The sequence below is a fragment of the Yoonia sp. F2084L genome (assembly GCF_023015625.1).
Lineage (GTDB): Bacteria > Pseudomonadota > Alphaproteobacteria > Rhodobacterales > Rhodobacteraceae > Yoonia.
Map to the genome: position 1 here is coordinate 547,890 of NZ_JALKAH010000001.1, position 24,828 is coordinate 572,717.

Genomic DNA, 24,828 nt, shown 5'->3' on the forward strand with positions numbered 1-24,828 from the left:
CATATCAGGATACAGGGTATCCTTAACCTAATATAACGCAGATATATTCGCTGCTACTATTGGAATGGCAAATCATCTCACCTTCATCACCCGCATCATCAGACCCGTCGGCGAAAGACGTTGATGGTATGCTAAGCGTTCCACATATGAACAAGAGCGTGCATAGTTTTTTCATTTGAAATCCTTTCGTGTTTTGTGAATGTAAACTGAAAATACTCTATACAATCCGTAACATACGGGGGTTCATGACGTCAGACATCAGATTTTGAACAGGACAGGCGAGAGTATGCCGATACCGCCACGCCCTGACAAAGCCAATTTCAGAAGCCGTCGACCACAGATAAAGTGGTTTTTAGGTTGGACCCGTAAGTTTTACTTAGGGCATGCACGCGGCCCGAATAGCATTGGTGACGATCAGCTCATGGTCTGAATATCTACGTTATAGATATTAGATCCTCAGGCTATGTTACAACCGTTGGACTTAAGTCCCCCATGGCCCATGATGCCCACTGCCGCCATCAACCCGCGCAAACCCATGTGCACCAAAGAAATCACGCTGGCCCTGAATCATATTCGCGGTGCCGCGAGCTGTGCGCATCGCGTCGAAATACGCCAGACCCGATGACAGCGCGGGCAGGGCCATGCCATGCAAGGCCGCCTGCGCCACGACTTGACGCAGCGCGCCATGGGATTTTTTCAACATGCCGGCAAAGCGGGGCGCCATCATCAAATTGCGATCGGGATCGTCGCGCAGTGCCGTCGCCATATCATCAAGCATGTCTGAACGGATGATGCAGCCTTGCCGCCATACTTCGGCAATGGCGGGCAATGGCAGCGCCCAACCGAATTCTTCTGACGCTTTTTCGATCATGCCAAACCCTTGCGCATAGCAGAGGATTTTTCCCGCGATCAGTGCTTCTTCCAGCGTTGCCAGCGGCAGGACATCATGTGCGATATGACGTGGGGCCGCACCAAATAGCGCCTCACCTGCGGCGCGGGCCTCACGCTGTGACGACAAGTTGCGTGCGACAACAGCCGCTTCGATTGCCGGAACGGGGGCCGCCAGATGCTGCGCCTCGATCACGGTCCACCGACCCGTTCCCTTTTGGCCCGCGGCATCGACGATGACATCAAGCATCGGTTTTCCGGTTTCAGGATCGGTCGCACCAGCCACTTTGCCGGATATTTCTATCAGATAGCTGCGCAGCGGACCTTTGTCCCAGCTTGCAAAAGTGTCAGCGATTGCCTTGTTATCAAGGCCCAGACCATCGCGCATGATCCCGTAGACCTCGGCGATCATCTGCATGTCGGCGTATTCGATACCGTTATGGACCGCCTTGACGAAGTGTCCTGCGCCTTCTTCGCCCATCCATGTCGCACAGGCTTTGCCCTTATGCTTGGCGGCAATTGCCGTGAGGATATGCGCAACCCGGTCCCAGTACGTCCGTTTGCCGCCACCCATGATGGATGGCCCAAAGCGCGCGCCTTCTTCACCACCCGAAACACCGATACCAAGGAATGGCATATCACCCGCCTCGGCCACGCGCCGGTTTGTGTCATGGAAATTGGCGTTGCCTGCGTCGATGATAATGTCGTCTGCGTCCAGCAGTGGACGCAGCGCCGCGATCTGATCATCGACAGCTTGGCCCGCAGGGACCATCAGGATGATCGCGCGGGGCGATTTGATGCTGGCAACGAGGTCTTCGAGTGTTTCAGTTGGGGTAACCCGCTTGGCCAGCGCCCCCGCATCTTTATGAAATGCCTTGGTCCTTGCAGTGGTCCGGTTCCAGACCGCAATATCAAACCCGTTGTCTGCAATGTTCAGCGCGAGGGCAGCCCCCATCGTTCCAAGGCCGATCAGCCCAATCTGTGCAGTGCTCATGTTGTGGGGGTCCTTTTGCCTGGCATTGTGATGGTCATATAGGCATGCCGCAGGCGATTGTCAGGTCACCATCTGCGGCTGCAGATACTGTGCTGCGATAAAGACGACGTACCCCAGCATCATAACGATCCCCACCGGTTTGGTGATCCTACCAACAACCAGCATCCAGACCGCGAATAGGACAGCGACAGCGACGGTCACCCAAAGTTCCATACCCAACAGAACGGGGTCCACATCCAAGGGTTTGATCACTGCAGTCAGTGCGATAATTGAGAGGATGTTAAACGTGTTTGAGCCGATGATGTTGCCCAAGATCAGTCCCACCGATTGCTTGCGTGCCGCCGCAATACAAGTGGACAGCTCTGGCAGGGACGTGCCGAATGCGACGACAGTCATACCGATCACTGCTTCGGGGACGCCGATGGCCGTACCGGTTTGCACAGCCCCTTTGACCAGAAGTTCGGACCCTACGGCAAGGGCGGCCAAGCCCCCCAGCAAGACAATAACGGCACCCTTCATTGTGGTAATCCCGAGGGTTTCTTCATCATCGTCATCTTCTTCAAGCACAATGCTATCGGTCTTGTATTGGTAGACAACGAAGGTCACCAAAATGGCAAACATGATCAGGCCGAAAATCTGACTGAAGCTGTCCGTAAGCATGCCGTAGACCATGATGGCGGTTGCCAGCAGCATCATGGCGAGGTCTTTCATCAGATGCTTGGGATCGGCTGTCACTTTGAAGATGAAAGCGGTCGCACCTAACACCAGCAGGATATTGGCGACGTTTGATCCCAGCACATTGCCCAGCGAGATGCCGGGGTATCCCTGCAAGTTGGCGTTTACGGATGTGAAAAGCTCCGGCACCGATGTGCCGAAGGATACGATCGTGGCCCCGATAAACAGCGGCGACAAGCCTGTGCGTTCAGCCACGAAGACGGCGGCGTCAACGGTCCAATCCCCACCTTTGATCAGCAAATAAAGGCCAAATGCCATAGCACCCGCAGCCAAGACAAACAGCTCGTAGGTGGTGAGTTCAATCAACGTGTATTTCCTGATTGGTGGTCATTGTCGCCAAGGCTTGCAGGCCGGGATACTGCATTTTGTAACGAAGTGTAATAGCCTTTGTTTGCGCTACAATTTGACCGTGCCTGTCCCGACATTTATGCCCTCCCGTCTTATTGTCCGGCTCTATGTAGCGCTGGGTCGGCGGGTTTAAAGGTGCGGTGCGAAAACGCAAAAAAGGAGCGCCGGTGTTGCGGCGCTCCCTCTAACGTCAAACGTCATTTTGTTATTGTGCTGCCACTTTCGGTCGCGTCATCTGGGCGATGAAGTACAGGCTGACAGCACCGGCGATGCCGATTAGGTCAGATACCCAACCGCCCTCGATCATGAAAAGTGCAACCAACAGCAGACCAATCCGTATCGGCCAAGCCGCCCGGTCACCAACCCACCAGCCTTGAACGCCAGACGATAGCAGGAAGACCCCAAAGACTGCTGTGATCCCGGCCCGGATCACTTCGAACCACGTGCCGTCCATCAGGATTGCGCCGTTGTAGAAGAACATGAACGGCACGATGAAGGCCGAGATACCGATCTTGAACGACGCCACGGATGTCGCCATCGGGTTCGCCCCTGATATGCCAGCGGCGGCATAACTGGCCAAGGCCACAGGTGGCGTCATGGCCGAGACAACCGCGAAGTAGAACACAAAGAAGTGCGCAGTCAGCATCGGGATACCCAGTTGGACAAGGCCCGGTGCGACAACCGATGCCGCAACTGCGTAGGCAGCAGTTGTTGGCATCCCCATACCCAACAGGATCGCGATGCACATGGCAAAGAACAAGGCCAGTAGCTGGTTTGCCTCGGCGATATTCAGCAACACAGAAGAGAACCGGGCGCCGACACCTGTAAGTGAGATCACACCAACGATGATACCCGCGCAGGCACAAACTGCGATAATCTGGATCGACATGATCCCCGCCAGCTCAAACGCTTTGGTAACGGAACGGATACCCATGCGGTAGGGTGTGAACCAACTGACCACAGCCGCCGAAGCCGTTGCCAAAGTCCCCGCACGGATCACCGAGTAGCCCATGAAAAGTGCTGCAATCAGAATGATAATCGGCAGGAACAAAAAGACGCGGCGGACCATGTCTTTCAGCTTGGGTAGCTCATCTTCGCGCATGCCGCGCATGCCCAGCTTGGCAGCTTCAAAATCCACCATGAAGTAGATTGATACGAAATAGAGGACCGCAGGGATAATCGCGGCAATCGCAATGTCCGTGTAAGGAATGCCCGTGATCTCAGCCATGATGAACGCACCGGCCCCCATGATCGGTGGCATGATCTGTCCACCGGTGGAGGCAGCAGCTTCAACCGCGCCTGCCGTCGTTGGCTTGTAGCCAACCTTTTTCATCAAAGGGATGGTCAGCGAACCTGTGGCCACCACGTTACCCGCAGACGTGCCGTTGATCATGCCCATCAGCCCGGAAGCAAAGATTGCTACCTTGGCCGGACCGCCGCGCGCGCGTCCGGCGCAGGCGAAGGCGAAGTTGACGAAGTAATCGCCAACTTTTGAGGCCTGAAGGAAGGCTGCGAAGATGATGAACAGGATAATATAGGTTGAGGACACAGCGGTCGTTGGCCCAAGAATACCCGCGTCTGTATAGACTTGGCTGAAGAAGCGCTGCCACGTGATATCAGGCGCGTTCAAGAACCCGGGCAGCATGTCACCGACGAAGACATATGTCAGGAAAACGCCAGCAATGATAATCAACGCCAGGCCAGCCACGCGGCGGGTCAACTCCATGATCAGTGCAGAGCCAGCGACGGCAGCGATGCTCATCCCAATAGGGGCAAACTGCGTGCCGGTTGAGTTGCGCATCAGCGTGCCAAAGATGGTGATCAGATAAACGGCTACCGCGATACCGCAAACGCTAAGAACCAGATCAGCAGGGGCGATTGTGCCACGCACACGCGCCCGGATCCAACCCAGTACAATCCCGGCGACGGTCGCGATGATCAGCGGATAGCCGTAGTGATAAATCTCGGCCGAACGGATGCCTGCGTCCATCCCGTTCCACATGACGCCATCGCGGATTTGTGCAGCGAAACCAAAGGCGGTGTAGCAGGCATAGAGTGCCGGAAGCAGTGCGAGATAAGCAAGATAGTCAAGCGGGCTGTGCTTGTCGGCCTCTTCATCGGGAAAGGCGCGGGCAGAATAAAGTGTGAAGCCGAGGATCAACGCACCGGCGATATGGACGATACGGAAGTTCCAGGTTTCCATTGGGAAAACCGGCAGGAATGGAATATCAATCCCGGTCCAACCACGGATTGACCAACCATTCAATGCAGCCATGTGGAACAGCGCATAAACGGCTGACATGCCAGCAATGACCAAATACGTCCGCCCGGTAAAGATGCGCCGGTTATGCTCAACCGGTTCTTCGTCGACACCGTCGGCCAGTACGGGGCCTTCGGTTTGGTCGTCTAATGTCTTGTCGGTTGTCATGGTAGTGTCCTCGCATGCCTACAGACGCGCCATTCTGGACGGCGAGCGTGCATCAATCGTGTCGGAAAAATCAAGGGTGTTGAGGCCGCGCGCATGACGCGACCTCACTGACCACGGCTTAGTTGCCGAAGATCTGGTCGGCAGGGATATCTGCGCCTGCGTTCTCGATGAACCATTCAGCCGCACCGGCGTGCCACGGCAAAACGCCTGCGTTCTTGTCCCAGTTTTCTGGCAGGGTGGAACGTGCTGCACGGTGAATGTTCACCATACGCTCGTTGTCGGACATGACCACGTCGACGGCTGCTTTCACAAAGGATGCGGGCAGATCACAGTTTGCGATTGCAAAGTTCCACATGGATACGGACCGCGCGTCGCTTTCCAGCGTTGTGTACGTGTCAGCTGCAATATCAAAAGATGCCACTGGGAAGGCTGCCTGAATTTGGGCCTGCTCTTCTTCTGTAAATTCGATGATGTTCACATCCGTCTGGACTTCCAGCTGGGATACAGCAGGCACCGGCACACCAGCCGCAAAGGCGATCACGTCCAGCAGGCCATCCTGCAACTGACCACCAAGGTCGTTCCAGCCACCGTTGCGACGCTCAAAGTTGACGCCAAGCTCTTCCATCATCCGTGGGAAGTATGTGTCGGATGTGGACCCGGCAGGGCCAAAGCCGATGCGCGCGCCATCAGGGATATCTGCGATGGTTGTGATGCCGGATGAGGCCAAAGCCGTGACCGAAAACGGCGTCTGATACATCGGGAACATCGCACATGCGTTGGTCATTTGCAGACCGGGTGCGATTGGGTTTGTACCGGCGATGGATTCAGCTGCCGGACCCATTGTTGTCATACCGAACTGTGCGTCACCTGTGTGCACAAGCGCCATGTTCTGCATCGGGCCGCCTGTGACTTCGCCGCCGCCTGTCAGGCCCAGCTCTTCTGCGACGAGGTTCGCCCAGCCGGAACCATAGGCGAAGTAAGTGCCACCTTGGGATGCTGTGCCAACGGTAAAGCTTTCTGGCCAATCGGCTGTGTGGCCGTCGGCGAATACTGTTGTGGCCGTCAGGGCCGTTGTCGCGATAAGTGCTGCGAGTTTCATATGGGTCGTCCTCCACTGGTTATTTGCTGATCCCTCCCGGATCAGGTCGTGACGTAATGCACTATGAATGCAGTTAGGCCGGATGCAACGCACTTCCACCGACCCCGGCTCTCAAGACAAGTGGCGTTCACACGTGTTTGCGATAACAGGCGGTATTTACGTCGGCAAATGGGTCGCAAAGGGAACAAACCACGCAAAGTGTGGGTCGAAAAGGGGACAGATCAGGCGTTGCTGTCGGCGTCTGCCTTGGAAATCCCATGTCTTTGCATCTTTTCGTAAAGCGCTTTGCGCGACAGCCCCAAGGCTTCGTAGGTATTTTTTAGGCTGCCACCCTGTGCCATGAGGGCCGCAAGGATCAGTGATTTTTCGTGTTCCGCCATTTTCTCGGCCAATGTCAGCGCCTCCGCATCTGAGGTGGGTTCGTTCGATGGGTTCAGCCCCAATACGAAACGATCCGCTGCATTGCGCAGTTCACGCACGTTGCCCGGCCAGTCCTGCGTTGCCATCTGCGAGAGTAGTGCCGCGGGCACTTCGGCCATTTGTTTGGAGTACCGCGCGGCGGCTTGGGCCGCGAGATTGAGAAACAGCGACGGGATATCGTCGCGCCGTGCGGTCAGTGGTGGCACATGCAAAGTCACCACGTTCAGCCGGTAAAGCAGATCGGCACGAAAGCGTCCCTCTGCAACCGCTGCGGCAAGGTCAGTTTTTGCGGCGGCAATGATGCGAATGTCGAGGGCAACCGGATCATTCGCCCCAAGTCGCGTGATTTGCCGCTCTTGGATCGCATGCAGCAGTTTGGCCTGCACACCCACCGGCAGGCTATCGATCTCATCAAGAAAAACGGTGCCTTGGCGCGCGAATTCGAATTTGCCGAAACGTGCGCGCATCGCGCCGGGAAACGCGCCTGCCTCATGCCCGAAAAGCTCGCTCTCGACCAGATCGACGGGCAGGGCGGCGCAGTTGATATGTACGAAAGGGTGCGGGCCACGCGCCGAAAGGTCGTGCAGTGCGTGTGCCGTCACATCTTTGCCAACGCCGGTATCGCCTGTGATCAGTACATCGGCATCGGTCGCAGCAATTGTGCGCACCTCTTTACGCAAGGCCACCATCGCATCGGACCGGCCAATAAGCCGCGCCTCCAATTTGTCGCGGCCACCGACCTCGCGCTTTAGCGCGCGGTTCTCAATCGTCAGGCGGCGCTTGTCCAAGGCGCGTTGGATTGTGGAGACCAAACGAGAAGGAGCAAATGGCTTTTCGATAAAGTCATAGGCCCCTTCGCGCATTGATGCGACAGCAAGGTTCACATCACCATGACCCGTCACCAGGATAACCGGGAATTCCGGATCAATCTCCAGTGCCTTGCGCATCAGCCAAAGCCCGTCATTGCCGGGCATCCGAATATCGGTGACCAAGACGCCGGGAAAGCCGCGGCTGATCTGGGCCAGTGCCAATTCGGCCTTGTCGAGGATGGTGGCAGGAATATCTGCCAGCATCAGCGTTTGAGTGGTCGCATGCCGCAGTTCTTCTTCATCATCAACGAACAGGACGGTTTGCTTCATTGAGCCGCAACCTCAACCGGCGTGGCGGGTTGCAATGCCACAGAGAAGATTGCACCGCCGTCAGGGTGGTTGGTGGCAGACAGCGTGCCACCAAAGTCGCTGACGATATTGTAGGAAATCGACAATCCAAGCCCGAGGCCCTTGCCCGGCGCTTTGGTTGTAAAGAACGGATCAAAGATGTTGGCAACCCGCGCGGGCGCGATGCCGGGTCCAGTATCGCGGACCCGCAATGTCGTGCCATCAATGTCGATCCTGACAACGGGCTTGGCCTGATCCTCCATCGCATCCAATGCGTTATTGATCAGGTTCACGATCACCTGTTGCAGGCGGACATGACCGCCAGTGACCCAGACTTCCGTTTTGGGTGGCGTATAGGCAATTTCGCCACCCTCGGAGGCCAGACGCATTTCAATCACAGCCAGAGCATCCTGCACCACGGCGTTCAACAGCAACGGACCGGTGGCCTGTTGCGGGCGCCGAGCGAAGTTGCGCAGGTGTGATGAAATCGTCGCCATCCGGTCTGCCATTTTTGAAATCCGGGCGATATTGTCTTGCGCCTCAGACAAGCGGTCACGTTCCAAAAACGCAGTGGCATTGTCGGCATAGGATTTCACCGCTGCCAGCGGTTGATTGAATTCATGGCTCAGTGCGGCGGACATTTGTCCCAATGCAGAAAGCTTGCCCGCCTGGATCAAATCGGTCTGGGTTTGGCGCAAGTCGCCCAATGCCGTCTCTAAGTCTTGTGTGCGCTCGGCAACCGCCACTTCCAATCGGCGTTTGGCATCCTGTTCCTTTGCGAATGCCTCATCCTGACGGGCTTGTTTCAGAAAATAGGCCAGCAATGCAGCAAGGATCAGACCTGCCGACAGACCTGCAATCAACAACGTGTTGAGCGCATTCAGCGTCGCGGGCCGCCGTGGTGACAGCGCGGACATGGTCCAGTCCAGATCAGGCAGGTGCTGCGATGTCAGCACGAAGCTCTCACGCGATGTGCCTTCGACATACACGCTTTGGGCATCCGCATTCAGCGGTGTGGATGTGATGGGCAGCAGGTCAATCCGGTCAATCGGGTATTGCAGGTTTTGCGCAATCAGACGCAGGGTTGCGTCACTCAGTGGTCGGATCGCTCGAAAATGCCAGTCAGGACGCGAGGACATAAAGACAAAGTCGTTGCGGTCGGTGACCATGAACTCGCTGTTGGCCCCGCGCCAGATGCTTTCAAAGGCCGCGACATTAAACTTGATCGCCAGCACACCGATGATGCGTTCGCCATCTTCTACGGGGGCCGCATAGAAATACCCACGCTCACCCGTCGTTGTCCCATAGACAGAAAAGCTCGACAGGTCGCCATTCAGTGCTTGGGTGAAATAGGACTGATAATTAAAGTTGCGCCCAAGATAGCTGCCAGGATCGCGGTAAGACGCTGCGGCAATCGTGAGCCCTGAGATGTCCATCAAATAGACGTCGGTTGCTTTTACCGTGGCGGCGGTTTGGCGCAGGTCCTCGTTCACGGCGGCGATGCGGCCAGCATCATTGGGGTTATTCAGCAAGCCGACCAATGGTGCGCGTTCGGCGATCAGCGCGGGCAGGGGGGCATATCGTTCAACCGTCGCACGCAAGCCTTCCACAGCGAGCTTCAGCGGTACGGCGTCTTGGGCTGCCTGTTGACGCATATAATGACGTTCGAGCGCCGGAAACGACAAAGCGCCCAGCAGCACGGTCACGATCGCAATCGTGGCGACAAGTCGGATGATGCGGCGGCGCGGCAAACTCATCCGTCAAGTATGGAGCAGAGGTCTGAGGATGCACAATCGTAATTTTGTGTTGGCATGTCTGAGGGCGGCCGTATCACCAGCAAACAAGAAAAAAATGCAACCGGTTGCAAAAAAATGAATCGCCGCTAAAGTGGTTGACGCCACAGGAGGGACTTCTGCATCCAATGTTGCCAATTGGACTAAACCACATGACGGTGCCAAACGCGTCGATGGACAAGCTTTTGGATATAGCGAAGGCTTTGGGTTGCGTCGGTGTGGAATTGCGCAACGATTTGGAGCGGCCGCTTTTTGATGGCGAAACCGCCGCAGGCGTTTCACAAAGAATGATCGCCAAAGGCCAACGCCTGCTCGCTTTGGCTGAGGTGAAGGCCTTCAATGTCGAGACCTTGGAGAAGTGCGATGCAGCAGAGGCATTGATCGTGACCGCGGCTGCCAGTGGGGCTGAGGCAGTGGCGCTGATCCCCGCAGTCGCAAAAGACCAACTGGATCGCGCAGATCAACGTGATGCGTTGCGCGCCCCCTTGCAGGCTTTGCAACCGATTTTAGAAAACCACGCGATATGTGGTCTGATCGAGCCTTTGGGTTTTGCCTGTAGCACACTGCGCTTCAAAGAAGATGTCGTCCGTGTTTTGGATGAAATGAACCGCCCTGCCTGTTTTGGCATCGTGCATGATACGTTCCATCACCATGTGGCCGGTGAGACGGCGATCTATGCAGATCTGACAGTTATCGTGCATATCTCTGGCGTCACCGACACTGCACCAACCGCTGATCAGATGACCGATGCGCATCGCGTATTGGTGGATGCCGACGACCGGCTTGATAACATTGGCCAACTGCGAAGCCTGTGCGCTGCTGGCTATACCGGCCCAGCCTCGTTTGAGGCTTTCGCCCCCGAAATTCACGACATGAAAGACCCGACCGCTGCTTTGGCTGGGTCAATCGCATTCATCGCATCGCAACTTGCCGAAGTGACGGCAGGGGCGGCGTGATGAACCAATCGCCTCAACAGAGGTCCCGGTTGTAGTATTGCGTGTGCCGGGCACGTTCCTTGGGAGGAAAACAATGAAGAAGATCCTTTTGGCCGCTGGCCTTTCAACGCTCATGATGGGCACAACTGCGATGGCAGAACTGCAAATCGGTGTGTCCGTTGCACGTTTCGACGACAACGGTCTGACCGTGATGCGCAATGGCATGACAGCCTTTGACGAGGCAAACGACGAAGTCAGCCTGCAAATGGAAGACGCAACCGATGATGTGGCCAAGCAGTTGGACCAGATCAACAATTTCATCGCATCGGGCGTTGACGCGATCATCGTGAACGCCGTTGACACCAACGCAACCGAGGCGATGTCGAATGCTGCTGCCGCTGCTGGCGTGCCACTGGTTTACGTCAACCGTCAGCCGGTGAACATGGACACATTGCCGGACGGTCAGGCGTTCGTTGCATCCAACGAAATCGAATCCGGTACATTGGCTGCATTCCAGATGTGTCGTCAGCTGCGTGCTGAAGGCAAAGCGGGTGGCGCACAGGCCTATGTTCTGGTTGGTCAGCTGTCGAACCAGGCGGCTGTGCAGCGCACAAAGGACTTTCACGACGTCATCGGCATGGACATGTGTAACTTCATCACCATCATTGATGAACAGACAGCCAATTGGTCCCGCGACGAAGCGAACGACCTGATGACAAACTGGTTGTCTTCAGGCGACGAATTCGACGCGGTCTTTGGCAACAACGACGAGATGGCACTGGGTGCGATTCAAGCGATGAAAGCGGCAGGCATTTCCATGGACGACGTGGTCGTCGGTGGTGTTGATGCAACATCCGACGCGCTGCTGGCGATGTCTGCGGGCGATATGGACGTCACAGTGTTCCAAGACCTTGCCGGTCAGGGTGCGGGATCAATTGAGACAGCAATGGCGTTGGTCAAGGGCGAAGAAGTCGACAAAACAGTCTTCATCCCCTTCAAGCTGGTCACACCAGAAAACCTGTCTGAATTCCAGTAAGTTGCTGACAATAAGCTAAAGTTACGGGGCAGCCTATGTTGCCCCGTATCTCAAACTGCACCAAAAGGGAGCTGGCAGATGTCAGACGCAAGCGAAGGCACAGGCGGCCTTACATTCGATAAATCAAAGCGCAGCTGGCCGAATGAGCTGAACGTCTTTGGCGCGCTGATCCTGATCATCGTCATCTTTGAAATCCTCGGTGCGATCTTCATGCAGCAAAGCCTGCTGTTTGATACCCGCGACCGCTTTGACAGCATTTTTAACGAAGCGCGTTTGCGGATCATTATTATTCAAGTCGCCATTATCGGTATTCTGGCCCTTGGCGTGACCCAAGTCATCATCACCGCCGGCATTGATCTGTCATCCGGATCGGTCGTTGGTGCGACCGCCATGATCGCGATGAGCTTTGCGCAGGTCGCCGAAGTGAACGGCGCGATGAACCCCAAAGCGATCTTTGGTCCCTCTTTTCTTGATCTGCCTGTGGTGATCCCCGTTATTGTCGGTCTTGCGGTGGGCACGCTGGCAGGGTTCATCAACGGATTGCTTGTGGCCTACGCCCGTATTCCCCCCTTTATCGCGACCCTTGGTATGATGCTGTTTGCGCGTGGCGTCGCACAGTGGTGGTCACTGGGCAACCCGGTGTCCTTTCCGACCGAGGGTTATGCCAAGATCGGCGCAGGCATGATGCCGGTGATCATCTTTTTGTCGCTGGCCGTCTTGTTCCATTTCATCATGAACTACACGGTGTACGGCAAACATACCTACGCCATCGGATCGAACGAGGCCGCCGCGCGCATGTCCGGCATCAACGTGCCGCGTCATCTGATGCTGGTCTACATGATCGCAGGGGGCCTCGCAGGTTTGGCGGCTGTCATCCTGACGTCTAAAAACCTGACCGCGCAATCTGGCATGGGCCTGTCTTACGAACTTGAAGCAATCGCGATGGCCGTGATCGGCGGCGTGTCTCTGTTTGGTGGGCGCGGGTCGATTATTGGCACGGTGATTGGCGCGCTGATCATCGGTGTGATTACCTCTGGCTTCACTTTCTTGCGCCTTGGTGCATTCTATCAGGAAATGGTGCTGGGTATGATTATTGTCGGTGCTGTTGCGCTGGATCAATGGCAACAACAACGCGCCGCTGCGCGGGCATAAGGGAGGGTCCGAGACATGTCAGATATCATTCTGGAAACCAAAGGGCTGACCAAACACTATGGTGGTGTGCACGCGCTTGAAGACGCGGACTTTCAACTGCAACGTGGCGAACATGTGGCGATCATGGGCGATAACGGGGCTGGGAAATCCACTTTTGTGCGCCAGATTACCGGCGTCGAACAACGCACCCGAGGTGAGGTGATTTTTGATGGTCAGCCGGTGTCCTTTGCTGGACCCTTGGATGCGCGTGAAGCCGGGATTGAAACTGTGTTTCAGACATTGGCGCTGGCCGATGATCTGAACGTGCCGGATAATCTTTTCTTGGGTCGCGAAAAAACCAAGTTCGATTGGTTGGGCCCATTCCGCCTGCTGGACTACAAAGCGATGCGCGAAGACACGATGGCGGGTTTGGTAAAGACGGGTGTAAAGATCCCAAACATCAAAAACACCATCGCCAATATGTCGGGTGGTCAGCGCCAATGTGTTGCCATCGCACGCACCGCGACCTTTGCCAGCAAACTGACGATCATGGACGAACCGACAGCGGCCTTGGGTGTGCAGGAAACGGCACAGGTGGAAAATATCATCCGCACGCTGAAATCACAGGGTGAAAGCCTGATCCTTGTGTCGCACAACATGCGCCAAGTCTTCGATCTGGTGGACCGGATCATCGTGTTCCGCCGGGGTCGGATTGTCGCCAACCTGAACAAAGAAGATACCGACGGCAACGACGTTGTGTCCTATATCACAGGTGCGAAAACCGGGGCGGAGTATGAAGGTGCCGCCTGACAAACCGCGCGCAAAGCTCTTTGATCTGGAAGTGCCCTTCTTTTTACCGATGTACCGGCGTGTCCTCGCGGTTGTTGTGCCGATTTTGTGGGCATTGTTCGAGTTCTCGAACAGCGCATACTTCTGGGGCTTGATCTTTATGGGACTAGGCGGCATCGCTGCATGGCGGTTTATGAATGCCGATTGGGAGGCCGTAGCGGCACAAGCTGAAGAGGATGCCAAAGGGGGCAAGTAGCGTGGCAGTGACGCTCAAAGAAGTTGCGGAACGTGCGGGGGTATCCCGTTCTGCTGTGTCGCGCACCTATACAGAAGGCGCGTCCGTTTCCGAAAAAACGCGCGCCAAGGTCGAAAAGGCCGCAGATGCTTTGGGCTATAGCCCTAATGCGCTTGCATCGTCTTTGACGACGGGGCGGACCAAGTTGATTGGGCTGGTGTCCAACAACTTTCACAATCCGATTTTCCTAGAGGTTTTCGATCTTTTCACCAAAGGTTTGCAATCACGCGGCTTGCGACCTTTGTTGGTTAATCTGACTGATGAAGTGAACCCCGAAAATTCGATCCGCATGCTGCGCGCCTATTCTGTCGATGGCGTGATCGTGGCGTCGTCGACATTGCCCGCAACTTTTGCCGAAGGGTTCAAAGAGGCGGGCGTCCCGGTTGTCCATTCGTTTGGCAGGCAGTCACCCAGCCCAAAGGTAAACGTCTTGGGTATCGACAACATTGAAGCCGGTCGCATGGCCGCGCAAACGCTGATTGATCGCGGATACAAGCGCATCGCGTTTTTGGGAGGGCCAAAATCGGCAACCTCAACGCAGGATCGCTTCGCGGGGTTTGCTGAGGTTGTGAATGCCTCAGATGTGGAGATGACCGTCAGCTATGCCAGCAACTATTCCTTTGATGCGGGGCGAACAGAGATGCAGCACCTGCTGCAATCCAGCCCGGCTGAGGCCTATTTTTGTGGTGATGATGTGCTGTCCATCGGAGCGTTGTCGGCCATCAAAGATGCAGATATGAATGTCCCGCAAGATGTTGGTATCATTGGACTAAACGACATGGAAATGGCGGGATGGGCCAACATCAACCTCACCACGATCCGCAACCCGATCAAGCAGATCATCGCATCGTCGATTGAGCTGATCGAAGCGTCCCTGAAGGACGACAACCGCTACCCGGAGGCGCGGTTGTTTGCTTGTACGATTGTGGAAAGGGGCACTTTGCGTCCTTTGCCGTAAGGTGGATTTTGATCCACCTTACCTGAACATCGGTGGGCGCGCGTCCAGCCACTTGCCCTCTGCTTTGCCAGACTCAGCCACCGCATAGACAGCCGCCATCGACCGCAACCCATCCTCGGCACGGGGGTATAGATTGGCCGCCGGATCCATAGTCCGGCCTTCTTTGCGTGCAGAAATCGCCTCGGCCAGATCGGTGTAGATATTGGCGAAAGCGAGCGGCATCCCTTCGGCGTGCCCGATGGTCACGCGGGTGGTCCGGTCCGCCTCTGGCGAAAGGTTCGCCTCGCCGCGTTCGATGATTTGCAACCGCTCGCCCAAGGGCATGTAGTACAGTTGGCTGGGGTGCTCTTGCGACCAACGCAGGCCGCCGGTTTCACCAAAGACCTGAATGCCCAGACCATGCTGACGCCCAATCGCGATTGAGCTGGTCCAGAGCCGCCCAACGGCCCCGCCATCCATGCGGAAGTTCACCATCGCGTCGTCTTCCAGCGTCCGTACATCAATGCAAGACACTGTATCTGCTGACAATTTCGTCACTTCCTGACCCGCCACAAAGCTCGCCATATGCATCGCGTGGATACCGCAATCGGCGAACTGTGCAGACACACCAGCCTGTGCCGGATCATAGCGCCAGCGCACGCGGGGGTTATCGGCATCAGTCGCATCCGCGTGGTGGCCGTGGGCGAATTCGGCGTTGACCAGACGGACCTTGCCGATGTCGCCGCGCGCGATCATCGCTTTCATATGGCGGACCAGCGAATAGCCGGTGTAGCCGTAGTTCACCGCGCAGATATTGCCGGTTTTCTTGGCGATCTCGACAATCTCTTCGCCTTCTTCGACGGTCATCGTCATGGGCTTTTCACACAGGACGTGAAAGCCGTTTTCCAAGAACGCTTTAGTGATTTCAAAATGGGTGGAATTGGGTGTCGCGACGGTGACCAGATCAACCCGGTCGTCGCGCTTTTTCTCGCCTTCCAGCATGTCTTCCCAGCCGCCATAGGCGCGGTCGCCAAGCCCAAGGCGTTGGCCATAATCAATGCCGTACTCCGGCCGGTGATCCAGCGCACCTGCGCTGAATTCAAACAGGCTATCGAGCCCTGCACCAAGCCTATGTGCCGGTCCAATTTGGCTGCCTTCACCGCCGCCGATCATGCCCCATTTGAGTTTTGTCATGGCGTTTGTCTTTCGATACGTAGGGCTTAAAAGCCGATTGATTCAAGATACTTACGGTTGCTCTCAGCGTCCTCTAACGGCGTGCCGGGCATGGACGGATCGCAGTCTTGTTCGACAGTGCACCAGCCTTCGAAACCGGCATCCAGCAGCACTTGGCGCACGGCAGGGAAATCAACATCACCCTGACCGAGGTTGCAGAAGATGCCCTTACCGCAGGCTTCATAAAAATCGGTACGCTTGGCGACGACATCGGCTTTGACCACGGGGTCAATATCCTTGAAATGCATATAGCTGATCCGGTCGATGTGTCGTTTCATGAACGCGACAGGATCGTAACCTGCGTAGGAATGGTGGCCTGTATCGAAGCAGATTTTCAGGATACCTTCATCCACCTCATCCAACAGCCGTTCCAGCTCAGGTTCAAAGTCGATGAACCCCGCAGCATGGGCATGCATGCCCACAGTCAGACCATATTCCTCGGCCCCCATCTTGGCGATGGTCGCGATGCGGTCGCGGAAGGCGGTCCATTCGGCGGTGTCCATTTGTTCGGCTTCATCGGCGCGCCCTGCGGTGGGTGCACGGCGCGGTGAGATGCTGTCGATCAGCACAAGGTGCTGCGCGCCATGGGCGACGAGCGCCTTGCAGGTGCGCACGGAGGCGTCCATGACCTCGTCCCATTTGGCCGCATCATGGAACGGGCGGAAAACAACGCCGCCGATGATGTTCAGGTCGTTCTTGGCCAACTCATCGCGCAAGATCGCGGGGTCTTCGGGCATGTAGCCGATGGGCCCCAGTTCGATCCCTTTGTAGCCCGCACCCGCACATTGGCTAAGTACCGATTGCCATGTGGGGTAGGCGGGGTCAGAGGCGAATTCGATGCCCCAAGAACAGGGCGCGTTGCCGATTTTGATGGTCATGACATGGCTTTCATTTTTGGGCTTTCTTTAGAAGTCGGAAACGGATTGCCAGCTGCGCGCGGCGGATGAGGCGTGACAGGCGGCGACGATCTGGTTCACCTCCATCCCGTCGCGGAACGTGGGCCAGATGTTTTGGCCCGTATGGATTGCGGTCAGGAAATCCTTGGCCTCAATGATGATCTGATCCTGATAACCAGTGCCGTGGCCGGGACCCAGACAAAAGGGTTTGTAATCAGGGTGTTCGGGGCCGGTCAGGATCTTGGTGAACCCGCGCTGTGCGGTCGGCCCTGTGATTTTGTAAAGATGCACGGCATTTTGGTCTTCGCCGTCGAAGTAGATCGCACCTTTGGTGCCTGTGATTTCGTATTTGTAGCCCATCTTGCGGCCCGTTGCGACGCGGCTGACGTAGATATTGCCCAAAACGCCCGACGCAAAACGGCACATGATTTGCGCATGGTCGTCATTGGTCACGGTCCCGCCGGGGCGTTCGGGGATCACAGTTTCAACCTCTGCAATCAGCTCCGTAATCGGCCCCATCAGCCGCAGCGCACAGTTGATCGGATGCGGGGCGAGGTCGCCCATGCAGCCGTTCGCCTGCCCCTGGCTGCGCCATGTGGCAGGCTCATCTGGGTCGGCCATGAAATCTTCGGTATGTTCGCCGCGAAAGCCAGTGATCTCGCCGATTTCGCCGGCCTCCAGCATCTGACGCACGAATTGCGAGGCGGGGGTGCGGATGTAGTTAAAGCCGGACATGTTGATCTGCCCGGATTTTTCTGCCGCCGCCACCATCGCGCGGCTGTCGGCGACATCGACGCCAAGGGGTTTTTCACAGAAGACAGGTTTGTTCAGGGCAAAGGCTGCTTCTGCAATTTCCCGGTGCGTGGATTGGGGTGAGGCGATGACGATAGCCTCGACCCGTGGGTCGTTTACCAATGCTTGCCAATCTGCGGTGCCGCGCGCAAAGCCATAGGCAGCACGATACTTCTCAGCCGATGCAGAGTTGGTTGCGCAGACCATCTCCAACCGTGGTCGCAGGGCCGTGTCGAAAATCGCACCCACGGCGGAATGCGCCACGGCATGCGCTTTGCCCATGTAGCCGCCGCCAACAATGCCGATGCCGATCTCTGTCACGGATGTCCCTCCCAAAAACCGGTTGCAACCGGTTGCAATTTTGGTATCGTTCTTTTAGGTCGCAGGTCAATAAGCAATCGTGACCAAAGCACAATTCGTGCGCATTGCCGGGGGGAACATCATGGGGCAAGCACCCGAAACTGTCACACTGACCACAGCGCAGGCGATCATTCGTTACCTATCAAACCAATGGATCGTCGCCAATGGCGTCGAGACGCGGGTGTGTGGTGGTGGCTTTGGTATTTTCGGGCATGGCAATGTGACCTGTCTGGGTGAGGCGCTTTATGAACACCGCGCGGAACTGCCGCTTTATCGTGGGCAGAACGAGCAGGGGATGGGGTTTGCGGCTGCGGGCTATGCCAAGGCGTATAAACGGCAGCGGTTCATGTTTTGCACGGCGTCGGCGGGGCCGGGGACCGCGAACCTGTTGACAGCGGCGGCACTCGCCCATGCCAACCGTTTGCCGATGCTGATGCTGTGCGGTGATGCGTTTCTGACGCGTCTGCCTGACCCTGTGTTGCAGCAGTTGGAGCATTTCGGCAATCCGACCTTTGGCGTGAATGACGCCTTCAAGGCGGTCAGCCGTTTCTGGGACCGGATCACGCATCCCGCACAGGTGATCCAGTCGCTGCCTGCCGCCTTGGCCACGATGCTGGACCCGGCTGACTGCGGGCCTGCGTTCGTCGGCTTGCCGCAGGATGTGCAGGGGTGGACCTATGACTATCCTGTTAGCTTCTTTGAAAAGCGCGTGCACCGTGTACGCCGTCAGGCACCTGATGAGTTTGAAGTCGCGCAGGCTGTCGCCATGCTGAAAGACGCCAAGCGACCGATGATCATTGCAGGCGGTGGTGTTCAATACTCTGCCGCAGTCGCTGAATTGACCACCTTTGCCGAGGCGACGGGCATCCCTGTCGTCGAAACGATCGCGGGACGGGCGAATATGGTGCATGACCATCCGCTGAATATCGGGCCGATTGGTGTGACGGGCTCGGATTCGGCCAACACAATCGCGGAAGAGGCGGATGTGATCCTGGCCGTGGGGACGCGGTTGCAGGACTTTACGACCGGGTCTTGGACCGCTTTTGCCCATGACGCCAAGATCATTGGTCTGAATGCCGCGCGCCATGATGCGGCCAAGCATCTATCGACGACTGTGGTGGGCGATGCCCGGTTGGGGCTGGTGGCTTTGACGGCTGACTTGGCCGGTCACCAAGCACCGGAGGGTTGGACGGCGAAAGCGCAGCAAGAGCGCGTCAGATGGAATGATTACGTGGCCGAGAATACCCGTGTGGGCAACGGCCCTGCGTCCTATGCGCAGGCCATCGGCGAAGTGAACCGCCTATGTGATCCGCGCGACCGTGTCGTTGCGGCAGCAGGTGGTTTGCCTGCGGAAGTGACCGCGAACTGGAAAACCCTTGATATCGGCACCGTTGACGTCGAATTTGGGTTCTCTTGTATGGGATATGAGATTGCGGGTGGTTGGGGTGCGCGCATCGCGCAGGCTCAGATGGAACCGGAGCAGGATACGATCGTCTTTACCGGGGATGGGTCGTATTTGTTGATGAACTCCGACATATATTCTTCTGTTTTGACTGAGAAAAAGCTAATTATCCTTTTGTTGGATAACGGTGGTTTTGCCGTCATCAACAAGCTGCAAAACAACACCGGCAACGAAAGTTTCAACAACCTGATCGTGGATACGCCGACTGCGACTGCAAAGGTGGGCGTTGATTTTGAGGCGCATGCAAAGTCGATGGGGGCAGATGCGGAAACGGTCAGTTCGCCGACAGAGCTTGAGGCCGCTTTCATGCGCGCAAAGGCCGCCACCAACACCTACGTCATCTGCATGAAGGTCGATCCCTATGAGGGTTGGACGACTGAGGGTCATGCCTGGTGGGAAGTCGGCACACCGCACATCACGAAGTCTGAGAAGGTCCATGATGCCCATGTTGATTGGGAAAGCAGCCGTGGCAAACAGCGGAAGGGTGTTTGATGCTTCGGTTTACGCTTGAAACAGTCGATCCCGACAAGATCGCGCATGAGCTGATGCATGGCAAAGGCGCTGTGCTGCTGTCCGGTTTGTTCTCGGATATGCAAATCGCCGAGGCGCGTCAGATCATTCACCAGCATTCGGCTGAGGCTGACACTGTGACCCATTTCCAAGGGCAAGCGGAAGAGGACGGCGCATTGCATCTGCAACGCCGTGTGTGGAACTTGCTGGCCAAGGGTGATGTGTTTGCGGATATGGCCGCTCACCCACTTATTATGCAGGTCCTGCGCAGGTTTTTGGGAACCGAGTTCATCATGGGCTCGATCGCGGCCAATCGTATTCTGCCCGGCGGACCGGGGCAGGAGCCGCATGTCGATTATCCTTATTGGGATATGTACAAGGCTGAAACGCATCCCATTGGGCTGAACGCGTCATTCCCGATGAACGCGCAGGTGTCCATATTGCTGGACCCGTTCACCGAAGAAACGGGTGCGACAGCCTATATGCCGGGGTCGCAAAAGGAACTGCGCTATCCCACTGAAGCGGATGATTTCTATGGAAAATGCGAGCGTATGTTGGGCGAACCCGGTGATGTTGCTTTGTTCTTTGGGGCCGCTTGGCACTGTGCGATGCCTAATACGTCACAGATCGACCGCAGTGCCGTCTTGATCAACTACGCCCCAAAATGGCTGACCCCGATTGAAGAAATGCATGCGGCATTGCCGGAAGGGTTCTTGGACGAGGCATCGGACGATTTGCGGCAGCTGATGGGGTTGAAATATCCACATCCGCAGGCGTTTGATCAGGCAGCAGCCCAAAACACGATTGGCCGCAAATGAGCAAGTTACTGGATGGGATCAAAGCGAATAACTTTGTCGTCTTAGGGCGGGCAGGCATTGATCTTTATACCGATCCGGGCGTCGCGACCGAGGATGCCGAAACCGTCACCGTAGGTCTTGGTGGATCATCCGCCAATATCGCCGCTGGCATTTGCAAGCTGGGTGGGCAGGCGTCTTTGGTCACGCGCGTGTCCGATGACAGCATCGGCAGCTACTGTATCGGGCAATTGAAGCGCTACGGCGTCGGCACTGAATATGTCACGCCAGTGGGCGGCGAATACCGCAACTCATTGGCGTTCTATGAAAGCCGCGTGGAAGGGCATCGCAATGTGATCTACCGCAACGCTGCGGCTGATTTTCAGATGGATGCCGGTAATGTGGCTGCCGTGGACTATGGCAAGTTCGGCGCGCTGATTACGGCAGGCACTGTTTTTGCGGCGGAACCTTCACGCTCGGCTACCTTTGACGCATTTGGGCGCGCCCAGATCGCTGGTTTGCCCATCATCTTTGATGTGGACTACCGCCCGTATTCCTGGCCTTCGCCAGAAGTTGCCGCAGATGTCCTGAGCCGTGCTGCGGCGCAATCAGACATGATTGTGGGCAACGACGAAGAGTTCGGCTTTATGGCCGGGGGCATCGACAAGGGCCTCGCCAAGGCCAAAGCGCTCGCCGAAGACACTGCCACAATCGTCGTCTATAAGATGGGCGAGAAGGGGGCTGTGACCTTCGCCAATGGCGAAGAAATCCACACAGGCATCTGGCCGGTGGAGGCGCTGAAGCCTACAGGGGCAGGGGATAGCTTTATGGCGGGCATGGTGACCGGGCTCGCCGAAGGGCAAAGCCTGCATGACGCGATCCTGCGTGGTTCTGCCTGTGCGTCCATCACCGTGTCACGCCCCGGCTGCGCACCTGCGATGGCCAACACGCCAACATTGACGAAATTCATGACCGATCACCCCGGCCCGACTGACGCTTAAAGGAATAGAGCCATGCACATTGCCCCATTTGACAACCAGAACAAACCGATCGTCGATGTGGATGATCCGACCGTGCCGCTGAACTATTTCAACATCGTCAAGCTGAAGAGGGGGCAGGCGTTCGAATACACTGTGCCGGGGTATGAAACCTGTATCGCACCTGCGACAGGGACCGTTGATATTGATATCGAAGGGTTCAAGGCGGATGGCATCGGCAATCGCGTCGAAGACGTTTGGGATGGCGAACCGGAAGGCGTATATGTGCCCGTCGGTGCAAAAGCGACGATGGTTTGTACGTCTGATGCGGCAGAGGTTTTTGTCTGCGGTGCGCGTTACGATAAAGTGCTGGATCCTTTTGCCGTTCGCGCGGATGAGTTAGACTTGGTGCAATACGGGTCCGACGACACGAAAACCCACCGCAAGATCAAGCATATTCTGGGCACCAAGTATCACGGCAAGGTCGGTCGCCTACTGGTGTCTGAGTTGTTTACCGTAGGCGAGGGTGGCTGGTCGGGCTTTCCGTCGCACAAGCATGACACCGATCGTCTGCCTGATGAGACGCGGCATGATGAGACCTATAACTTCCGCTTCAAGCCGAACCACGGATCAGGCGTGCAGATGCTCCAGCGCGAAGACGGCAAGGCAGGGGACGCCTATCACATCGTTGATGGCTCCACGATTTGTCTGGATAGCGGGTATCACCCCTGCGCGGTGCTGCCGGGTTACCAGATGTATTATTTCACCATTCTGGGCGGGCTGTCGCAGCGTAGTTTGATCCAGTACTTCCAGCCGAGCCATGCCTATCAGATTGAAACGATCCCGGGCATCAAAGACATGATCGCCAAGTTCAAATGACCTTGGTGACCCTGAAAGATGTGCTGCAACCGGCGTTGCAGGGCGGGCATGCCGTGGGCGGTTTGGTCTGCTTGGGTTGGGAAGATATGCGCGCCTATGTGGCCGCAGCCGAGGCCGAGAATTGCCCCGTGATCCTGCAAGCGGGGCCGGGGTGCCGGGCGCATACGCCTTTACCCGTCCTGGGCCGCATGTTTCGGCACTTGGCAGAAGAGGCATCCGTGCCAGTCGTGGCGCATCTGGACCATGGCTATACCTACGATGAATGTTCCGAGGCGTTGGATTCAGGCTTTACCTCATTGATGTTCGACGGGTCGCGCAAACCGTTTGCAGACAACATTAAAGAAACACTTCAAATTGCTGAAATGGCGCATAATTCAGGTATTTCTTGCGAGGGAGAAATTGGGTTTGTCGGCTACTCAGGTGGCGAACAATCGGCCGGTACTGATCCAGCAGAGGCTGCACAGTTTGCGGCCGAGACCGGTGTGGATGCGATGGCGATTTCCGTTGGTAACGTTCACCTGCAGCAAGACAAACAGGGTGGGCTGGATGAGCCGCGAATTGCAGCGATCCAAGCGGTAACATCGGTGCCTTTGGTCATTCACGGCGGATCTGGTGTGCCTGTCGCACAGCGTAAGGCATTGGCAAAGAACACAAATATCTGCAAGTTCAACATTGGCACCGAACTGCGGATGGCCTTTGGCGCTGCGATGCGTGAGGCTGTAAACAGCGACCCGGACCGGTTTGACCGGGTCAGTATCCTGAAGGAAACACATGATCCCGTGATGGCCGCAGCCCGAACGGTGCTGCGCAATTTGAAAGGCTAGGGCGTTGATTAACATTGGTATTTTGGGCTGTGGGCGCATTGGGCAAGTGCATGGTGCGACGTTGAGTGGCATGATAAACGCACGCGCCGCTGCCGTGGCAGACGCGATGCCTGAGGCGGCGGCGGCGCTAGCCGCTGTGACGGGTGCCAAGGTCATGGATGCGGACGCCATGATCAACGATCCGGGCATCGACGCTGTGATCATCGGTACGCCAACCACAACGCACTATGACTTGATCCATGCGGCAGCCGCAGCAGGCAAAGCGATCTTTTGCGAAAAGCCGATTGATCTGTCGGTCGCGCGTATCCACGATTGCCTGACTGTGGTCGAGAAGGCGGGCGTGCCGTTCATGACGGCCTTTAACCGGCGGTTTGACCCAAACTTTGCCTATCTACAAGGCCAGATAGAGGCGCAAGTCATTGGGAATGTTGAACTTGTCACCATCCTGTCACGCGATCCAGCGCCGCCGCCGATTGGTTATATCAAAACTTCGGGCGGTATTTTTCGGGATATGATGATCCACGATCTGGATATGGCGCGGTTCTTGCTGGGCGAAGAGCCGGTGGAACTGACGGCAACGGCGTCTTGTTTGGTTGATCCTGAAATCGGGCAAGCAGGTGACTTTGATACCGCTGTCGTGACGTTGAAGACGGCATCGGGGAAGCTCTGCCAGATATCGAACTCGCGCCGCGCGACCTATGGTTATGATCAGCGGATCGAAGCGCACGGCAGCACGGGGATGTTGCGCGCTGACAATATGCTTGAAAACACCGTTGAACTGTCCAACGGCCAGGGGATGCGTAAATCGCCCACGCAGCCGTTTTTTCTGGAACGTTATGCGGCGGCGTACAGGGCGGAGATGGCACATTTTGTGGCTGCTCTGGAAAGCGGTGCGACTGTGACGCCAACGGGTGAGGATGGTTTGAAAGCGCAAATACTCGCCGATGCGGCCGACGCGGCAGCGCGTGATGGACAGGCCAAGCCATTGCCCGTGTAGCGAGGCACGGCAGCGGGTCGTGGTGTGGTAGCCACGCAGAACCATCTTCCTACGATGTTATGAAAAGACGCATAATTGGTATTATGTTATATATCTATGCTAACCAATACGACGTAGTG

Annotated in this window: 21 protein-coding genes; 12 read left to right on the forward strand and 9 right to left on the reverse strand. The window is 56.5% G+C overall.

All coding sequences use genetic code 11. From position 1 onward, the window contains the following. Window positions 1-481 precede the first annotated feature (481 nt). The 6 genes from gndA to MWU60_RS02705 all read right to left on the reverse strand — a co-directional run bounded on the left by gndA (window position 482) and on the right by MWU60_RS02705 (window position 9,826). A complete protein-coding gene (gene gndA / locus MWU60_RS02680; protein WP_247225499.1) occupies window positions 482-1,882 on the reverse strand; it encodes an NADP-dependent phosphogluconate dehydrogenase in 1,401 nt (466 codons plus the stop codon). Between the two features lie 60 nt (window positions 1,883-1,942). Further along, window positions 1,943-2,923 (reverse strand): calcium/sodium antiporter, encoded by a 981-nt coding sequence (locus MWU60_RS02685; RefSeq protein ID WP_247225500.1) that lies wholly within the window; start codon window positions 2,921-2,923, stop codon window positions 1,943-1,945. Between the two features lie 247 nt (window positions 2,924-3,170). Further along, complete coding sequence (locus MWU60_RS02690) at window positions 3,171-5,393, reverse strand: TRAP transporter fused permease subunit (RefSeq protein WP_247225501.1); 2,223 nt, start codon at window positions 5,391-5,393, stop codon at window positions 3,171-3,173. Between the two features lie 118 nt (window positions 5,394-5,511). Next, window positions 5,512-6,492, reverse strand: coding sequence for a TAXI family TRAP transporter solute-binding subunit (locus MWU60_RS02695; protein WP_247225502.1), 981 nt, complete (start codon window positions 6,490-6,492; stop codon window positions 5,512-5,514). 221 nt (window positions 6,493-6,713) lie between these two features. After that, window positions 6,714-8,051 carry a sigma-54 dependent transcriptional regulator gene (locus tag MWU60_RS02700; protein WP_247225503.1) on the reverse strand — a complete coding sequence of 446 codons (1,338 nt, stop codon included), beginning with the start codon at window positions 8,049-8,051 and terminating at the stop codon, window positions 6,714-6,716. Next, window positions 8,048-9,826, reverse strand: a complete 1,779-nt coding sequence (locus MWU60_RS02705; protein ID WP_247225504.1) for an ATP-binding protein — start codon at window positions 9,824-9,826, stop codon at window positions 8,048-8,050. The genes MWU60_RS02700 and MWU60_RS02705 overlap by 4 nt, the downstream gene beginning before the upstream one ends. A 188-nt stretch (window positions 9,827-10,014) precedes the next feature. Here MWU60_RS02705 and MWU60_RS02710 point away from each other — a divergent pair, with 188 nt between their 5' ends. The 6 genes from MWU60_RS02710 to MWU60_RS02735 all read left to right on the forward strand — a co-directional run bounded on the left by MWU60_RS02710 (window position 10,015) and on the right by MWU60_RS02735 (window position 15,006). Continuing rightward, on the forward strand, window positions 10,015-10,818 hold the full coding sequence (locus MWU60_RS02710; RefSeq protein WP_247225505.1) for a TIM barrel protein: 804 nt from the start codon (window positions 10,015-10,017) through the stop codon (window positions 10,816-10,818). 73 nt (window positions 10,819-10,891) lie between these two features. After that, window positions 10,892-11,833, forward strand: coding sequence for a sugar ABC transporter substrate-binding protein (locus MWU60_RS02715; RefSeq protein WP_247225506.1), 942 nt, complete (start codon window positions 10,892-10,894; stop codon window positions 11,831-11,833). 78 nt (window positions 11,834-11,911) lie between these two features. Further along, a complete protein-coding gene (locus MWU60_RS02720) occupies window positions 11,912-12,985 on the forward strand; it encodes an ABC transporter permease (RefSeq protein WP_247225507.1) in 1,074 nt (357 codons plus the stop codon). A gap of 15 nt (window positions 12,986-13,000) precedes the next feature. Then, window positions 13,001-13,774 (forward strand): ATP-binding cassette domain-containing protein, encoded by a 774-nt coding sequence (locus MWU60_RS02725; RefSeq protein ID WP_247225508.1) that lies wholly within the window; start codon window positions 13,001-13,003, stop codon window positions 13,772-13,774. After that, complete coding sequence (locus tag MWU60_RS02730; RefSeq protein ID WP_247225509.1) at window positions 13,758-14,009, forward strand: hypothetical protein; 252 nt, start codon at window positions 13,758-13,760, stop codon at window positions 14,007-14,009. The genes MWU60_RS02725 and MWU60_RS02730 overlap by 17 nt, the downstream gene beginning before the upstream one ends. Window position 14,010: 1 nt before the next feature. Then, on the forward strand, window positions 14,011-15,006 hold the full coding sequence (locus MWU60_RS02735) for a LacI family DNA-binding transcriptional regulator (protein ID WP_247225510.1): 996 nt from the start codon (window positions 14,011-14,013) through the stop codon (window positions 15,004-15,006). A gap of 18 nt (window positions 15,007-15,024) precedes the next feature. Here MWU60_RS02735 and MWU60_RS02740 read toward each other — a convergent pair whose 3' ends face one another. From MWU60_RS02740 to MWU60_RS02750, 3 genes are read right to left on the reverse strand one after another with little or no spacing between them, the layout of a single operon-like run. Then, entirely contained in the window at window positions 15,025-16,179 is a 1,155-nt protein-coding gene (locus tag MWU60_RS02740; protein ID WP_247225511.1) for a Gfo/Idh/MocA family oxidoreductase, read from the reverse strand. 26 nt (window positions 16,180-16,205) lie between these two features. Next, complete coding sequence (locus MWU60_RS02745; protein ID WP_247225512.1) at window positions 16,206-17,096, reverse strand: TIM barrel protein; 891 nt, start codon at window positions 17,094-17,096, stop codon at window positions 16,206-16,208. Between the two features lie 27 nt (window positions 17,097-17,123). Further along, window positions 17,124-18,227, reverse strand: coding sequence for a Gfo/Idh/MocA family oxidoreductase (locus MWU60_RS02750; protein WP_247225513.1), 1,104 nt, complete (start codon window positions 18,225-18,227; stop codon window positions 17,124-17,126). 121 nt (window positions 18,228-18,348) lie between these two features. On the opposite strand from MWU60_RS02750, the gene iolD reads away from it, so the two are divergent. Genes iolD through iolG form a run of 6 tightly spaced genes read left to right on the forward strand, consistent with a single transcriptional unit; the run spans window position 18,349 to window position 24,709 of the window. Continuing rightward, complete coding sequence (gene iolD / locus MWU60_RS02755; protein ID WP_247226157.1) at window positions 18,349-20,220, forward strand: 3D-(3,5/4)-trihydroxycyclohexane-1,2-dione acylhydrolase (decyclizing); 1,872 nt, start codon at window positions 18,349-18,351, stop codon at window positions 20,218-20,220. Continuing rightward, window positions 20,220-21,056 (forward strand): phytanoyl-CoA dioxygenase family protein, encoded by an 837-nt coding sequence (locus tag MWU60_RS02760; protein WP_247225514.1) that lies wholly within the window; start codon window positions 20,220-20,222, stop codon window positions 21,054-21,056. The genes iolD and MWU60_RS02760 overlap by 1 nt, the downstream gene beginning before the upstream one ends. Beyond that, window positions 21,053-22,033, forward strand: coding sequence for a PfkB family carbohydrate kinase (locus MWU60_RS02765; protein ID WP_247225515.1), 981 nt, complete (start codon window positions 21,053-21,055; stop codon window positions 22,031-22,033). Before MWU60_RS02760 ends, MWU60_RS02765 begins: the two co-directional genes overlap by 4 nt. 12 nt (window positions 22,034-22,045) lie before the next feature. After that, window positions 22,046-22,888 (forward strand): 5-deoxy-glucuronate isomerase, encoded by an 843-nt coding sequence (locus MWU60_RS02770; protein ID WP_247225516.1) that lies wholly within the window; start codon window positions 22,046-22,048, stop codon window positions 22,886-22,888. Then, entirely contained in the window at window positions 22,885-23,712 is an 828-nt protein-coding gene (locus MWU60_RS02775; RefSeq protein WP_247225517.1) for a class II fructose-bisphosphate aldolase, read from the forward strand. Before MWU60_RS02770 ends, MWU60_RS02775 begins: the two co-directional genes overlap by 4 nt. Before the next feature lie 4 nt (window positions 23,713-23,716). Continuing rightward, window positions 23,717-24,709 (forward strand): inositol 2-dehydrogenase, encoded by a 993-nt coding sequence (gene iolG, locus MWU60_RS02780; protein ID WP_247225518.1) that lies wholly within the window; start codon window positions 23,717-23,719, stop codon window positions 24,707-24,709. The last annotated feature ends 119 nt before the right edge of the window (window positions 24,710-24,828 follow it).

Excerpts from the sequence above, each read along its gene's own strand:
- MWU60_RS02740 (WP_247225511.1), bottom strand. The coding sequence starts at position 16,179 with ATGACAAAACTCAAATGGGGCATGATCGGCGGCGGTGAAGGCAGCCAA.
- MWU60_RS02725 (WP_247225508.1), top strand. The coding sequence starts at position 13,001 with ATGTCAGATATCATTCTGGAAACCAAAGGGCTGACCAAACACTATGGT.
- MWU60_RS02715 (WP_247225506.1), top strand. The coding sequence starts at position 10,892 with ATGAAGAAGATCCTTTTGGCCGCTGGCCTTTCAACGCTCATGATGGGC.
- MWU60_RS02700 (WP_247225503.1), bottom strand. The coding sequence starts at position 8,051 with ATGAAGCAAACCGTCCTGTTCGTTGATGATGAAGAAGAACTGCGGCAT.
- MWU60_RS02710 (WP_247225505.1), top strand. The coding sequence starts at position 10,015 with ATGACGGTGCCAAACGCGTCGATGGACAAGCTTTTGGATATAGCGAAG.
- MWU60_RS02690 (WP_247225501.1), bottom strand. The coding sequence starts at position 5,393 with ATGACAACCGACAAGACATTAGACGACCAAACCGAAGGCCCCGTACTG.
- iolD (WP_247226157.1), top strand. The coding sequence starts at position 18,349 with ATGGGGCAAGCACCCGAAACTGTCACACTGACCACAGCGCAGGCGATC.
- MWU60_RS02705 (WP_247225504.1), bottom strand. The coding sequence starts at position 9,826 with ATGAGTTTGCCGCGCCGCCGCATCATCCGACTTGTCGCCACGATTGCG.
- MWU60_RS02775 (WP_247225517.1), top strand. The coding sequence starts at position 22,885 with ATGACCTTGGTGACCCTGAAAGATGTGCTGCAACCGGCGTTGCAGGGC.
- MWU60_RS02745 (WP_247225512.1), bottom strand. The coding sequence starts at position 17,096 with ATGACCATCAAAATCGGCAACGCGCCCTGTTCTTGGGGCATCGAATTC.
- MWU60_RS02770 (WP_247225516.1), top strand. The coding sequence starts at position 22,046 with ATGCACATTGCCCCATTTGACAACCAGAACAAACCGATCGTCGATGTG.
- MWU60_RS02720 (WP_247225507.1), top strand. The coding sequence starts at position 11,912 with ATGTCAGACGCAAGCGAAGGCACAGGCGGCCTTACATTCGATAAATCA.
- gndA (WP_247225499.1), bottom strand. The coding sequence starts at position 1,882 with ATGAGCACTGCACAGATTGGGCTGATCGGCCTTGGAACGATGGGGGCT.
- MWU60_RS02730 (WP_247225509.1), top strand. The coding sequence starts at position 13,758 with ATGAAGGTGCCGCCTGACAAACCGCGCGCAAAGCTCTTTGATCTGGAA.
- MWU60_RS02765 (WP_247225515.1), top strand. The coding sequence starts at position 21,053 with ATGAGCAAGTTACTGGATGGGATCAAAGCGAATAACTTTGTCGTCTTA.
- MWU60_RS02760 (WP_247225514.1), top strand. The coding sequence starts at position 20,220 with ATGCTTCGGTTTACGCTTGAAACAGTCGATCCCGACAAGATCGCGCAT.
- MWU60_RS02695 (WP_247225502.1), bottom strand. The coding sequence starts at position 6,492 with ATGAAACTCGCAGCACTTATCGCGACAACGGCCCTGACGGCCACAACA.